Source organism: Streptomyces sp. NPDC029151, assembly GCF_055564315.1.
The window spans coordinates 59513-71846 of sequence record NZ_JBVHWQ010000001.1 but is presented as its reverse complement, the minus strand read 5'-3'; the positions used below and the strand labels follow the sequence as shown (position 1 = coordinate 71846).

General features: G+C 73.0%; 15 protein-coding genes. 4 read left to right on the top strand and 11 right to left on the bottom strand.

Going from position 1 to position 12334, the window contains the following annotated elements:
- Window positions 1-34: 34 nt before the first annotated feature.
- From ACZ4VF_RS00360 to ACZ4VF_RS00350, 3 genes are all read right to left on the bottom strand, one after another.
- Entirely contained in the window at window positions 35-763 is a 729-nt protein-coding gene (locus ACZ4VF_RS00360) for a hypothetical protein (protein WP_467922205.1), read from the bottom strand.
- 77 nt (window positions 764-840) lie between these two features.
- Complete coding sequence (locus tag ACZ4VF_RS00355) at window positions 841-1242, bottom strand: VOC family protein (RefSeq protein WP_467922203.1); 402 nt, start codon at window positions 1240-1242, stop codon at window positions 841-843.
- Between the two features lie 185 nt (window positions 1243-1427).
- The gene (locus tag ACZ4VF_RS00350; RefSeq protein ID WP_467922202.1) at window positions 1428-1949 is read right to left on the bottom strand and encodes a hypothetical protein; all 522 of its coding nucleotides are present in this window, start codon (window positions 1947-1949) and stop codon (window positions 1428-1430) included.
- Window positions 1950-2312: 363 nt separating this feature from the next.
- On the opposite strand from ACZ4VF_RS00350, the gene ACZ4VF_RS00345 reads away from it, so the two are divergent.
- Both ACZ4VF_RS00345 and ACZ4VF_RS00340 read left to right on the top strand, forming a co-directional pair.
- Window positions 2313-2498 carry a hypothetical protein gene (locus tag ACZ4VF_RS00345; RefSeq protein WP_467922200.1) on the top strand — a complete coding sequence of 62 codons (186 nt, stop codon included), beginning with the start codon at window positions 2313-2315 and terminating at the stop codon, window positions 2496-2498.
- An 80-nt stretch (window positions 2499-2578) separates the two neighbouring features.
- A complete protein-coding gene (locus tag ACZ4VF_RS00340) occupies window positions 2579-3469 on the top strand; it encodes an SDR family oxidoreductase (RefSeq protein ID WP_467922199.1) in 891 nt (296 codons plus the stop codon).
- A 24-nt stretch (window positions 3470-3493) separates the two neighbouring features.
- Here ACZ4VF_RS00340 and ACZ4VF_RS00335 read toward each other — a convergent pair whose 3' ends face one another.
- From ACZ4VF_RS00335 to ACZ4VF_RS00305, 7 genes are all read right to left on the bottom strand, one after another.
- Window positions 3494-4594 (bottom strand): phosphotransferase, encoded by a 1101-nt coding sequence (locus tag ACZ4VF_RS00335; protein ID WP_467922198.1) that lies wholly within the window; start codon window positions 4592-4594, stop codon window positions 3494-3496.
- A gap of 151 nt (window positions 4595-4745) precedes the next feature.
- A complete protein-coding gene (locus tag ACZ4VF_RS00330) occupies window positions 4746-5345 on the bottom strand; it encodes a 2'-5' RNA ligase family protein (RefSeq protein ID WP_467922197.1) in 600 nt (199 codons plus the stop codon).
- A gap of 60 nt (window positions 5346-5405) precedes the next feature.
- Window positions 5406-6143, bottom strand: a complete 738-nt coding sequence (locus tag ACZ4VF_RS00325; protein WP_467922196.1) for an SDR family oxidoreductase — start codon at window positions 6141-6143, stop codon at window positions 5406-5408.
- Between the two features lie 118 nt (window positions 6144-6261).
- Window positions 6262-7113, bottom strand: coding sequence for a carbohydrate ABC transporter permease (locus tag ACZ4VF_RS00320; protein WP_467922194.1), 852 nt, complete (start codon window positions 7111-7113; stop codon window positions 6262-6264).
- Between the two features lie 5 nt (window positions 7114-7118).
- On the bottom strand, window positions 7119-8039 hold the full coding sequence (locus ACZ4VF_RS00315; protein ID WP_467922193.1) for a carbohydrate ABC transporter permease: 921 nt from the start codon (window positions 8037-8039) through the stop codon (window positions 7119-7121).
- Window positions 8036-9334 carry an extracellular solute-binding protein gene (locus ACZ4VF_RS00310; RefSeq protein WP_467922192.1) on the bottom strand — a complete coding sequence of 433 codons (1299 nt, stop codon included), beginning with the start codon at window positions 9332-9334 and terminating at the stop codon, window positions 8036-8038. Before ACZ4VF_RS00310 ends, ACZ4VF_RS00315 begins: the two co-directional genes overlap by 4 nt.
- 125 nt (window positions 9335-9459) lie before the next feature.
- Window positions 9460-10221: a polysaccharide deacetylase family protein gene (locus ACZ4VF_RS00305; protein WP_467922190.1), complete on the bottom strand. Its 762-nt coding sequence runs from the start codon at window positions 10219-10221 to the stop codon at window positions 9460-9462.
- Between the two features lie 215 nt (window positions 10222-10436).
- Here ACZ4VF_RS00305 and pip point away from each other — a divergent pair, with 215 nt between their 5' ends.
- Together pip and ACZ4VF_RS00295 are read left to right on the top strand one after the other, a co-directional pair.
- Window positions 10437-11426, top strand: a complete 990-nt coding sequence (gene pip, locus ACZ4VF_RS00300; RefSeq protein WP_467922189.1) for a prolyl aminopeptidase — start codon at window positions 10437-10439, stop codon at window positions 11424-11426.
- Window positions 11423-12076 (top strand): DinB family protein, encoded by a 654-nt coding sequence (locus ACZ4VF_RS00295; RefSeq protein WP_467922188.1) that lies wholly within the window; start codon window positions 11423-11425, stop codon window positions 12074-12076. The genes pip and ACZ4VF_RS00295 overlap by 4 nt, the downstream gene beginning before the upstream one ends.
- Before the next feature lie 78 nt (window positions 12077-12154).
- Here ACZ4VF_RS00295 and ACZ4VF_RS00290 read toward each other — a convergent pair whose 3' ends face one another.
- Window positions 12155-12310 (bottom strand): DUF6131 family protein, encoded by a 156-nt coding sequence (locus ACZ4VF_RS00290; protein ID WP_467922187.1) that lies wholly within the window; start codon window positions 12308-12310, stop codon window positions 12155-12157.
- Between the last annotated feature and the right edge of the window lie 24 nt (window positions 12311-12334).

The window sequence follows — 12334 nt, the reverse complement described above, 5'->3', positions numbered from 1 at the left end:
CCGCGTTCGGGGAAGCGAGACATTCCGGAGCGGCTCAGCCGACCAGGTCGTCCGGGTGGACGGGGTGGGCCTCCAGGTCCGCCGTGGCCAGCAGGTCGGCGATCAGGGCCGGCGAGCCGCCGACGTACGTGCTGACCAGATCCACGTCCCCGCCCAGACACCAGGCGCGGTCCTGCGGCCACCACAGGTCGGGAAGCTCCGCGAACTCGTCCAGGTCCACCGGGGAGACGGCGTCGGCCAGTCGGCCGGCCAGCAGGACCTCGTGCCGGCCCGGGGTCTCGAAGGCGGGGAAGCGGTCCCACTCCCAGCGGCCGTACCCGGACCACAGTCCGAACCAGCACCGGTCCGCGGTCGCGGTGTGCCGGGCCAGGGCGGGCAGCAGGACCCGTGCGACATCCGGCGGGGTCGGCCCCTCGTCGGGGTGTTCGTCCCATACGCCGGGCAGGCCGTGGTCGGAGCGGTCGACGTACACCTGGTCCGCTCCGATGACCTCGTGCCAGCGGGTGACCGGTGTCAGCCGGGTCCCGTGGGCGGCGGCCACCGTGGACCAGCGCACCGGCCGCTCGTCGAGCCGGGCGGGGTGCAGGATCCGGGCGTACGCCGCGAAGCCCGGCGCGGCGACCGCCGCCACCGTGCCGAAGGCGCCCTGCCCCGGGCCGTGTTCGGTGAGCCAGTCGGCGGGGGAGAGGTCGTCGGTCTGCGCCCGCAGGCGTCCGTACCGGTCGGGGGCGGGTTCGCGGTGCACCACGCGGAAGTCGTTCACCCGCACAGTGTGCCGTGTGCCGGCCGGGGGCGGCCGACCGGGCGGGCCGGGGTCCACGCCCCGGCCCGCCCGGCACTTCAGGATCCCGCCGGCGGCTCGGTGCTGCCGTAGGGGCGGGTGATGATCTCCATCGCGTGTCCGGCCGGATCCATGAAGTACAGACCCCGGCCGCCGAAGTAACGGTTGATCTCGCCCGGCTGCTTTCCGTGCGGGTCCGCGTAGTACTCGATCCCGGCCTCGCGTATGCGGGCGAAGGCCGCGTCGAACTCCTCCTCGGAGATGAGGAAGGCGTAGTGCTGCATGACGATCGACTCCGCCGGGATCGTGGCGAAGTCCAGGGTCACCCCGTTGCTGGTGTCGACGGGGACGAACGGGCCCCACTCGGGCCCGACCTCCAGGCCCAGGATGTGGGCCAGGAACTCGGCGGACTCCCGCTTGTCCCGGGCGTGGACGATGGTGTGGTTCAACTCGACTGACATGAGTGGAATGCCTCCGAGGGCAAACTCACGGGCACCTCCATGCCTCACCCGGCCGGTGACCGACACGCGATGCCGTGGGACGATCTTACCAAAGCGGACCCGGCTCCCGGTGTGCCGCGTGCCCGCCGTGAACGTCAACACCACGGCGCGGTAGGCGAGTTCGTCGCTCGGCGCGTGCACGGGGTTCACCGGAAGCGCGAGGGGGCCGGCACGGAGGCCGGGCGCGGTCCGGCCCGCGCGGCGGTCTCGCCGACGGTGGCCGCCGCGTGGCTGGTGCACCCCGCCGGCGCCTGCGGCGGTGGGGAGCGGCGCGGCCCCCAGGGCCGGCGGGCCGTCGCCGACACGGGCGGCACGGGCGGCACGTCGTAGCGCGTGACGGGCGCGTCCGAGCCCGGCGCGACCGCGAGCTTGAGCAACCAGCCCGCCCCGGCCGCCGCCGGGCCGGCGAGGTGCCGGGTGACGGAGCGTTCCGCCGACACGGCCTCCCGCGGGTCCCGCGGCCGCCGGACCCGGGTGACCCGGGCACCGCCCAGCGGGCGCGCTTGTCCGTGCTGTCGTCCCCGGGTGCGGGCGGTGTGCGGTGGCTGGAGGGAGGAGGCGACGCATCGGCGTCGCGGGACGCGTCCCCGGTCCTGGAGAAGTGCGAACGCGCGGTTGGTGTGCTGCTCGCGGCCGGCTTCGGTCGTGACGGAGCGTTCCGCCGACATGGCCTCCCACGGGTCCTGCGGCCGCCGGACCCGGGTGACCCGCGCACCGCTCAACCGGCGCGCCCGTCCGGCCGTCGTCCCCGGGTGCGGGCGGTGTGCGGTGGCTGGAGGGAGGAGGCGACGCATCGGCGCCGCGGGACGCGTCCCCGGCCCTGGAGGAGTGCGAACGCGCGGTCGGTGTGCGGCGGAGGTCATGCCGCTCGTCGTCGCCTCCGGCCGAGGGGCGGGGCCGCTCTGGGCGCTCGGCGAGGGCGCCGACCGTACGAGTTTCCCAGTACCGGCAGTAACATGATCACCTTGTTCCGGGTGTACCAGTCAGTCAACTCGGCGCCGTCCCCGGACGCGCCCTGCCCGGAGAAGTCCATGTCTTCTGTCAACGACGCGTTGGAAAACGCGCGCTTCACCTACGAGCAGCACATGCGGACCTGCCGCCAGTGCCACGCCGACGCCGCGCCCTGTGCCGTGGCCAAGCACCTCCTGCGGATCTACAACCTCGCCCGCAGGGACCGGCTGCGCGCCACCGGCGGCCACGACGCGCCCACCGCCTGACCTGCGCGGGACGCTTTTCACCCGCCCCCGGGAGGGAACCCGGTCGTCTGACCTGTCCCAGCGAGACGCAGGAGACCACCGTGACGGACCAGCAGGGTGACCGGCCGAACCCGGTCACACAGCACGCCCGCCCCGACTTCCCCTCCCAGGAGCAGCCGCACCCCGGCTGGACCGGCCCGATGGACCCGCCGCCCGACCACGGTGAGGAGTCGTACCGCGGCACCGGCCGGCTGGAGGGCCACAAGGCCGTGATCACGGGAGGGGACTCCGGCATCGGACGGGCGGTGGCGATCGCCTTCGCCCGTGAGGGCGCCGACGTGCTCTTCACCCACCTCGACGAGGAGGAGGACGACGCCCGCGAGACGGCCCGGCTGGTGGAGGACGCGGGCCGCAAGGCGGTCGCGGTGTCCTGCGACATCCGCGACGAGGACAACTGCCGGTCGTTGATCGAGCGGGCGGTCGCCGAGTTCGGCGGGATCGACGTCCTCGTGAACAACGCCGCCTACCAGATGTCCCAGCCCGACGGCATCGAGGCGATCAGCACCGAGCAGTTCGACCGGGTGATGCGGACGAACCTGTACGGGATGTTCTGGCTGACCAAGTTCGCTTTGCCGCACATGCCGGCCGGGGGCTGCGTCATCAACTCCACGTCGGTGCAGGCCTACCAGCCCAGCCCGCACCTGCTGGACTACGCGATGACCAAGGGGGCGATCGTCACCTTCACCCACGGGCTGGCCCAGATGGTCGCCGAGCGCGGCATCCGTGTCAACGCGGTGGCACCCGGGCCGGTGTGGACCCCGCTCATCCCCTCGACCATGCCCGACACGGCGGAGTTCGGTAAGCAGAGCCCGCTCGGCCGTCCGGCCCAGCCCGCCGAGCTGGCCCCCGCCTACGTCTACCTCGCCTCCCCCGAGGCGAGCTTCATCACCGGGGAGATCCTCAACGCGACCGGCGGCACACCGCTGCCCTGACCCGCCCGCCGCCGGGGGGAGCCGTCAGACGGAACGGAACGGCGGCTCCCCCAGCAGTTCCAGCAGCCAGGCGGCACCCTCCGCGGCTCCCGGCTCGGCGCCGGAGGCGTCGGGGAACATCCGGCCCCAGGAGTCCGCCCGGCCGAGCGCGCTCAGCCGCCAGGCGAGTTCCGCGGCGCGCCGCAGTTCCGCCGCCGTGCGGCCACGGCCCGTCCACGGCTCCAGGTAGGCGTCGAGCAGCCGGGGCAGCACCTGCGGTCCGTAGCGGTCGCGGGCCCGTTCGGCAGGGACCCGCAGGCTGCAGAACGGGTGGGAGACGGTGGCGTCGCCCCAGTCGAAGAAGGTGAACCGGCCCGGCGCCGGCCGGAAGAGCTGGCCGTCGTGGAGATCGGCGTGGTCGAGCGTGTCGGGGATGCCGGCGGAGGCGAGTTCCGCGCACCAGTCCGCGAGCCGGGGCCGCAGACGCTCCAGCCGGGCGCGCTGGTCCGGGGTCAGCGCACCGTTCCCGGCGAGCAGCTTGTCGAACACCTCGGGCAGGTCGCGGGTCCGGGCGGCGGGCACGCCCAGCCGCTCGATCTCGTCGGCGTGCGGTACGAGGTCGCTCTGCATGCTCCCGTACTGGCGCAGCAGCGCCTCCCAGTCCCGCGGCGCGACCTGTTCCCGGTCGAGCACGGCCCGGAAGAGGTCGCCCCCGTCGGGCAGCAGCATCCAGCCGCGCTCGGCCTCCACGGCCAGCGGCCGCAGCACGTGCTCCGGCACCCAGCGGGCCAGCGCGGCGGTCAACGGCCCCTCGAACGCGCTGGCCGGAGGGTTGGCCTTGAACCAGACGACGGCCTGTCCCACGCCGACGCCCTGCCCCGTGCCGGTCCCGTGCCGCGCGCCGGCGCCGTGCTCGTCGCCGGCCCCCCGTCCCGGCCCGGCCTCCGGCCCCGAGACCGGTATCCGGGCCAGGACCGACCACGGTCTCAGCCGTACCCGCGGGGCGCCGTCCGGGCGGAGGCCGTGCGTGGCGAGGTGGCCGGCCACCCATGCGAGGGCCTCGGTACGCCAGGACTCCCGCTCCCACGGGGTCACCGCGTCCGGGTAGCGGCCCCGGTCCACGGCGGTGGTGTCATCCAGGTGCATGACCGCATCCCAGCAGGAACACCAACAGCCTGGCCAGCGGTTTTCCCAGGGCTTGGGGGGCTGTGCGCAGGGAGCCCGGAGGACCTGTGGGGTGGGTGCGGAGCGGTCACGGGGTGCCGCGGGGTGCCGGGCGGCCGGCCACGGAATCCGATCAGTACTCCCGCGTCCGGCGGACCTCGCCCGTGCCCAGGGTGATCACCGCCCGGGGCCGCATCGGCTCCTCGTCGCGCCGGGAGAGCACCACCACCTCCTCGACCTCCGCCGTCAGCGTGCCGAGCCGGGCGGCGCACTCGGCGGCCAGGGGCCGGGGATCCTTGGTGCGGCCGAGGGAGAGGTGGGGGGTGAAGTCACCCCTGCGCCCGTGACAGAGGGGGAACCGCACGCTCAGCTCCCGCCGGAGCCGGACCCAGGGCGCCGGGTCGGCCGCGGCCGGGTCGAGCCACACCGTCGCGTAGTGCCGGTGCCGGAAGCTGCGTACTCCGGACAGGCGCGCCGTGAACGCCGTACTGCGTGCCGCGCCGGCGGAGAGCAGCGGCAGTGCCCGCTCGAACTCCTCCTCCGGCACGAAACCGAACAGCAGGTTCACATGCGGCGGCCACCGCCGTACCTGCGGATCGTGCTCCCAGCGGATGTCCTGGATCGGCGCCCACAGCTCCGGCGGCGGCAGCCACGCCACCGCCGTCCGGGGCGTCGGCGCCACGTCGAGCGCGTCCACCGGCTCGGCCCCGCCGGAGGCCGGATACCCGTCCACACGGCCATGCTCGCAGACAGGTCCGGCACCCCCCACCTCAGGCTTCCCCCCGCCGCACGGTCACTGCCGCCCGAGCCAGTCCTCGTACCGGGTGGACGCGAGGTGCGCGGTGTCGTCGCCGGTCAGCACGTCCGGCATGCCCGCGAACAGGCCGGCGCTCTCGTCCCTGACGACGGTGCGGCCGTCCGGCCGCACCGCCAGGGTGATCTCCCCGAGCCGGTGGAGCCCGTGCACCTCGGGTCCCGCGATCTCGCGGACGCCGTTCGCCGGTTCGCCCTGGGCCGCCTCGGCGACGGCGGCCGCGACATCCGCGGAGGCCATCGGACGCAGCCGGGTGGACGGCAGTCGTACCCGCCCGTCCTCGGTCGACATGTCCATCACCGGGCCGATGAACTCGAAGAACTGGGTGGCGCGCACGATGGTGTAGGGCACGCCGCCGGCGCGCACGGCCTCCTCCTGCGCGACCTTGGCCCGGTAGTAGCCGTAGTCGGGCACCTGGTCGACGCCGACGATGGACAGCGCGACGTGGTGACGGACCCCGGCCTCCCGTTCGGCGCCGAAAAGGTGTTGCGCCGAACGGGTGAAGAACTCCAGCGCCGGCCCGGCGTCGAAGGACGGCGAGTTGGACACGTCCACGACCACGTCCGCGCCTTCCAGCGCCTGGGCCAGCCCCTCGCCGGTGAGGGCGTTCACCCCCGTGGAGGGGGACGCGGCCACGGCCTCGTGCCCGTTCCCCCGCACCAGTGTCACCACCTGGGAGCCGATGAGCCCCGTACCTCCGACGACCACGATCTTCATCGCTTGCTCCGTTCACCGCTCCGCGTCCGTACGGGAACCGACGACCGCCACCGGGCCCGGTGCGCCGACGCGCACCTCTCCAGGACACGGCACCGGCCCCGTTCGTGACAGCCGGGGATCAGTCCTTCACCGCTCCGCCCAGTCCGGAGACCAGCCGGCGCTGGACGAGGACGAAGAACACCAGGACCGGGACCGTCATCACCGTGGACGCCGCCATGACCCCGCCCCAGTCCGGCTCGTCCGGCTTGTAGAAGATCAGCAGCGCCATCGGCAGCGTCGACTGCGAGGTGTCGCTGATGATGAACGACTTGGCGAACAGGAAGTCGTTCCAGGCGGAGATGAAGGAGAACACGCTGGTGGCGGCCAGGCCCGGCAGGACCAGCGGCAGCAGGATCCGCCACAGGAAGCGCGCCCGGCTCGCCCCGTCGAGGTACGCGGCCTCCTCCAGGGACTCCGGGACGGCGCGCACGAACCCCCGCAGCATCGAGATCGCGAACGGCAGCGAGAAGGCGAGGTGCGGCAGGATCAGCGAACCCAGCGTGTTCAGCTGGCCGAGGTCCCGCATGAGGAAGAACAGGGGGATGGTGAGCGCCTCCACGGGCACCATCTGGGCCACCAGGAACATGATCAGCAGGGTGGTCCGGAAGCGGAACCGGAAGCGGGTCACGGCGGTGGCGGCGAGGAAGGCGATCAGCGCGGAGGCGATCACCACACTCACCGCGACGAGGAGGCTGTTGACGAAGTACCGGCCGAAGTCGTGCTGCCGGAACACACGCCGGAAGGAGTCCAGCGAGGGCGCGGACGTCCACGGCCTCGGCTCGGTGGACTCGATCTCCCCGGCCGGTCTCACCGCGCTCAGCAGCATCCAGTACAGGGGGAACGCGACGACCGCGGCGACCAGCAGCGCGGTCGCCTCGGCCGCCGGCCGCCAGGGCAGCCGTGGCCGGCGACGGCGTGGGGGACGACGCACGGGACTCACAGCTCCTCCCCCTGGCGGCGCAGCAGCCGCAGGTAACCCAGCGTGACGGCGAGCAGGATCAGCAGCATCACGACGCCGATCGCCGAGCCGAGGCTGTACTGCGAGGACGCGAAGGCCTTCTGGTAGGCGTAGACGTTCAGGACCAGGTTCTGGCCGGCGGTGCCGCCGCCGCCCGTCATGACGTAGACCTGGGTGAAGACCTTGAAGTCCCAGATCACCGACTGGACGGTGACGACGACCAGGATCGGCCGGAGCATCGGCGCGAGCACCGAGCGCCAGATCCGCCACTGCGAGGCGCCGTCCAGAGCGGCGGCCTCCAGCACCTCTGCGGGTACGGCGCGGATGCCGGCGTAGACGGTGACCATCACGAACGGGAAGGAGCACCACACCACCTCCAGCAGGACCAGGAGGAAGGCGCTGTAGCGGCCATACGTCCACGAGAAGTCGCCGATGCCCAGCAGGCGGTCGACCGGGCCGAAGTCGGGGTCGAACAGGAACAGCCAGACCGTCGAGCCGGTGACCGTCGGGGTCGCCCACGCCCCCAGCGCCGCCAGCATCAGCGCGAGGCGGGGGAGGGCGCGGACGCGGGTGAGCAGGACGGCGAGCGCGCAGCCCACCGCCAGGGTGGAGACCACACAGGCCGCCGCGAAGCCCACCGTGGTCAGCAGCACAAGCCGGAACCGGTCGTCGGCGAACAGCTCGGTGTAGTTGGCCAGCCCCCGGAAGCGGATCGGCTCCCCGCCGCTGACCTGGGCCTGGGTGTACTCCAGGAAGGACATCAGCCCGAGCTGGTAGACGGGGTAGACCAGCAGTCCGCCCAGCACCAGCAGAGCGGGAGCCAGGTAGAGCCAGGGCGTCCACCCGTTCCCGTGGCGCTTCGCGGCCGCCCGCCCGGAAGGCGTCGCCACCCGGCTCATCCGGCGGAGCCGAAGGCGTCGTCCATCTTGCGCGCCGCGTCCTTGGACGCCGTCGCCACGTCCTTCCTGCCGCTGACGATCTCCTGGAACATGGTCGGCAGCACCAGCGAGGAGTCGATCTGCGCCCAGGCGGGCGAGGCCGGCACGAACTCGGTGCCGGCGGCGAGGGTTTGGACGAACGGTTTCACGAACGGCTCCTTCGCCGCGGCCTGCCGCCGTACGTCCGTGAAGGTCGGCAGAAAGCCCATGGCGTCGAAGAGGCCGCGCTGCGTCGCCTTCGAGGCGAGCCGTTTCATCAGGTCCACGGCGAGCGTGCGGTGCGCGGTGCTCTTCAGGACACCGATGTTGTTGCCGCCCGCGAAAGCCGGTGCGATCGAGCCGGGCCTCACCCCGGGCAGCGGCACCACCGCGTACTTCCCCCTCACCTTCCCGGCCTCGACGGCCGCGTGGCTGAAGTCGCCGCCGATCGCCATGGCCGCCTTGCCGGAGGCGAAGGCGGTCACCGTGTCGTTGCCGGTCATGCCCGCGCAACGGGGGGCGGGACAGTTGTCGTCGCCGAAGAGCGAGGTGTAGGCCTCGATGCCCTTCCGGGCGGCGGGCCGGTCGAGGGCGGAGGCGTACGACCCCTCCTCGCCGGTGGCCAGGTCACCGCCGTGGGCCCAGATGAACGGCAGCGCGCCGTAGGTGTAGGCGCCGCCGACGGCGAGGCCGTACAGGCCGGGCTTCTCGGCGTGGATCCGCCTGGCCGTCGAGACCAGCTCGGCCTGCGATCTCGGTACGGCGAGGCCGAGTTCGCGGAAGATGTCGGTCCGGTAGTACAGCGCGCGGACGCCCACGAAGTACGGCGCCCCGTAGACCCGGCCGTCCACGGTGACCGACCGCCGGGCGGTCGGGTCGGTGTCCCGTGCCTCGCTCCAGGCGTCGAACTCCCGGGTGACGTCCAGGAGTCCGCCGTCCCGTACGTAGCCGGCGGTGTCGGTGTTGCCGTACTCGACGACGTCCGGCGCGGACTTCGGGTCGTTGAAGGCGGCCTTGATGCGCTGGGCGCGGGTCTCCACGGGGATGTACTCGACGCTGACCTCGGTGTCCTCGTGCGCCTTCTCGAAACCGGCGAGGACGGCGTCGACCACGTGCCGCTTGGGCTGGTCATCGACCTCCTGGAAGAGCCACACCCGCAGGGTGCCGCTCTTCGCGTCCGTGGCGGAGGAGGTGGTACCGGCACTCCGGGGTGCGCAGGCGGTGGCCAGGGCGGCGGCGAGCGCGGTGCACGCCGCGAGACGGACGGACAGGTTCATGGAGTCTTCCTCCGATGAGGCGTTGCAACATGCGCAATGACTATTTCGCTGTGCACAACGCCTCGGAGGCTAATTGCTGCATGAACACGCCCACAAGAGGGGCGGGCCGGCCCGGCGCCGGTTTCTCAGCGCACGGGGAAACCGAAGTCGTACCCCTGCTGCTTCAGCCAGGGCAGCAGGGTCCGCAGCGCCGCCACCGTCTGGGAACGGTCGCCGCCCGCGTCGTGGAAGAGGATCGTGGGCCCGTTGGCCACCTCGCTCCTGACGGTGGAGACGATCGCGTCGCTGCCCGGCCGCTCGAAGTCCTTCGAGTCGACGTTCCAGCCCAGCGGCCGCATCCCGTGCGAGGCCGCCAGCTTCCGGCTGTACGGCGTGAAGGCGCCGCCCGGCGCCCGGTAGTACATCGGGCGCACGCCCCCCGACGCCTTGGTGATCTGCCGTTCCGCGTCCACGATCTGCTGCGCCTGGTAGGCCTGGGACTTGGTGTCCATGGTGGTGTCGTGCGACACGGTGTGGTCGCACAGCCGGTGCCCGGCGGCCACGACCTGCCGGACCAGGTCCGGGTGCGCCTGCGCCTGGGTGCCGACCATGCAGAACGTCGCCTTCACACCGTTCTCCCGCAGCACTTGGAGCACCTGCGGCGTCCAGACCGGGTCCGGGCCGTCGTCGATGGTGATGTTGACGGCGTGCTCGCCCCGGTCGGAGGCGTGGGCGATGGCCGTGGACACGGCCGCCGCCTTCGGCTTCGCGGGTCCGGCCGGCGAGGCCTGGCCGCCGCTCTGGCCGGCCTGCGCGGTCCACACCGAGGTGGCGGCGGCCACCGCCGTGACCCCGACCGCCGCCGCGATCACCCGGCCGTACCATCCCCGTCTGCCATGCCGCGCCATGTCCGTCCCGCCCCCTGCGTCTGTCGTCCGTGCCGTGTGATGCCGCGCATCCGCCGTACCGATGCCTCGCACCTGGCAGGACGGTGGGGGACGGGCGGGGGATCCCGCTGTTACCGATCACGGACAATTCCGCGGCGCATCCGCGACAGTCGCCCGCACCCGGCGGGGCCGAAATCCCCCGGACAAGGCGGCGCGGGGCGCGCTACGGTGCCCGGATGCCTCTCTATCCGGAGATCGAACCGTACGCGCACGGCACGCTCGACGTGGGAGACGGCAGCCACGTCCACTGGGAGACGTGCGGCAACCCGGACGGCAAGCCGGCCCTCGTCCTGCACGGCGGACCGGGCTCCGGCAGTTCCCCGTACGCCCGCCGCCTGTTCGCCCCGGACGCCTACCGCATCGTCCTGCTCGACCAGCGCGGAAGCGGCCGGTCCGTCCCGCACGCCGGCCGGCCCGGCACCGACATGAGCGTCAACACGACGGACCGCCTCCTGGCCGACCTGGAGCTGCTGCGCCGGCACCTCGGCATCGCACGCTGGCTGGTGTGGGGGGTCTCCTGGGGCTCCGTCCTCGCGCTGCGCTACGCCCAGATCCACCCCGATGTCGTCACCGAGCTGGTCCTCACCGGGGTCGCCACCGGCTCGGACGCCGAGGTCGAGCTGCTCACCCGGGGGCTCGGCAGGCTGTTCCCGGCGGCCTTCCAGGCGTTCTTGTCCGGGCTGCCCGCCGACGACCGGGACGGCGACCTCGCCGCGGCCTACAACCGGCTGCTCGAATCCCCCGACCCCGAGGTGCGGGAGCGGGCCGCGCGGGCGTGGACGGACTGGGAGACGGCCACCATCCCGGCGCCCCCACGCTCCGTCGAGCGCTTCGAGGACCCGGTCTTCCGCCAGGGTTTCGCCCGCACCGTCACCCACTACTGGGGCAACGGACACTTCCTGGGCGACGGCGGGGGAGACGAGGGCGCCGAGTGCGAGGGTGCCGTGCTGCGCCACGCCCACCGGCTGAAGGGGATCCCCGGCACCCTCGTCCAGGGCAGCCTCGACCTCGGCAACCTTCTCGGCATCGTCTGGCGGCTCCATCACGCCTGGCCGGACAGCGCGTTGGTGATCGTGGACGACGCCGGTCACCACGCCGGGGCCCCTGGCGTGGCCGAAGCGCTGGTGGCGGCCACGGACACGTACGCCCGGCGGACCGGCAGGTGACCGCCCACCCTCCCGGAGAGCAGCGGACGACGACACCGCCCCGCCTGCGCCCGCTGCTGGACCAGTTCGACTTCGCGTGCGAGCGGCTCCTCGGCCGGCTGCGCGGTCCGTTCACGGACAGCGGCGACGGCGCGCACACCAGGGTCGAGCCCCTCACCGACGAGGAGTACCTGTGGGAGCCGGTGCCCGGCTGCTGGTCGGTCCGGCCGCGGACGGAGGGGCCGGGACCGCGGGCGACCTTTCTGACCGGTGCCGGGGACTGGGGCCGCGACGCCGCCGCGCACCCGCATCCCTGGCCACCGCCGGTCACCACGATCGCCTGGCGCCTGAGCCATCTCACCGAGATGCTGGTGCTGCGCGCCGACCACACCACCGGCAGCCGCACGGCGAGCCGCGAGGAGCACCCCGTCCGCGGGGACGCAGCCGGAGCCGTCGAGGCGTTCGCCTCAGGAGCCGTCGCCTGGCGGGACGTGCTGCTGGGCACGGACGACGTCGCGCTGGATACGGTCGGGTACTGCGCGTACCCCTACGGCAGCGACGCGCAGGAGCCGTTCCAGGACATCGTGTGGTGGGTCAACCAGGAGGTGCTGCACCACGGTGCAGAGATCGCGCTGCTCCGGGATCTCCACCGGGCGCTCCGACCGGCCTGACGGCGACGCGCGGTCCCCGGACAACGCCGCCCGGCGGGCGCCCTGAGGCGCCCGCCGGGACGGATCACACGTCGCCGTTCACCAATAGTGGCGGCGGCCGGCGACCGCGTGCCCCATGGACCCCATGATCCACAGGATGGCTCCCACCACCAGCAGGATGATGCCGATGGTCCACAGGATGTTGATTCCGGTGATGAAGCCGATGATGAGCAGGATGATGCCGAGGGCGATCATGGCGGCCTCCAGCTGCTGACGGTG

Excerpts from the sequence above, each read along its gene's own strand:
- ACZ4VF_RS00355 (WP_467922203.1), bottom strand. The coding sequence starts at position 1,242 with ATGTCAGTCGAGTTGAACCACACCATCGTCCACGCCCGGGACAAGCGG.
- ACZ4VF_RS00350 (WP_467922202.1), bottom strand. The coding sequence starts at position 1,949 with ATGTCGGCGGAACGCTCCGTCACGACCGAAGCCGGCCGCGAGCAGCAC.
- ACZ4VF_RS00345 (WP_467922200.1), top strand. The coding sequence starts at position 2,313 with ATGTCTTCTGTCAACGACGCGTTGGAAAACGCGCGCTTCACCTACGAG.
- ACZ4VF_RS00335 (WP_467922198.1), bottom strand. The coding sequence starts at position 4,594 with ATGCACCTGGATGACACCACCGCCGTGGACCGGGGCCGCTACCCGGAC.
- ACZ4VF_RS00325 (WP_467922196.1), bottom strand. The coding sequence starts at position 6,143 with ATGAAGATCGTGGTCGTCGGAGGTACGGGGCTCATCGGCTCCCAGGTG.
- ACZ4VF_RS00315 (WP_467922193.1), bottom strand. The coding sequence starts at position 8,039 with ATGAGCCGGGTGGCGACGCCTTCCGGGCGGGCGGCCGCGAAGCGCCAC.
- ACZ4VF_RS00310 (WP_467922192.1), bottom strand. The coding sequence starts at position 9,334 with ATGAACCTGTCCGTCCGTCTCGCGGCGTGCACCGCGCTCGCCGCCGCC.
- ACZ4VF_RS00305 (WP_467922190.1), bottom strand. The coding sequence starts at position 10,221 with ATGGCGCGGCATGGCAGACGGGGATGGTACGGCCGGGTGATCGCGGCG.
- pip (WP_467922189.1), top strand. The coding sequence starts at position 10,437 with ATGCCTCTCTATCCGGAGATCGAACCGTACGCGCACGGCACGCTCGAC.
- ACZ4VF_RS00290 (WP_467922187.1), bottom strand. The coding sequence starts at position 12,310 with ATGATCGCCCTCGGCATCATCCTGCTCATCATCGGCTTCATCACCGGA.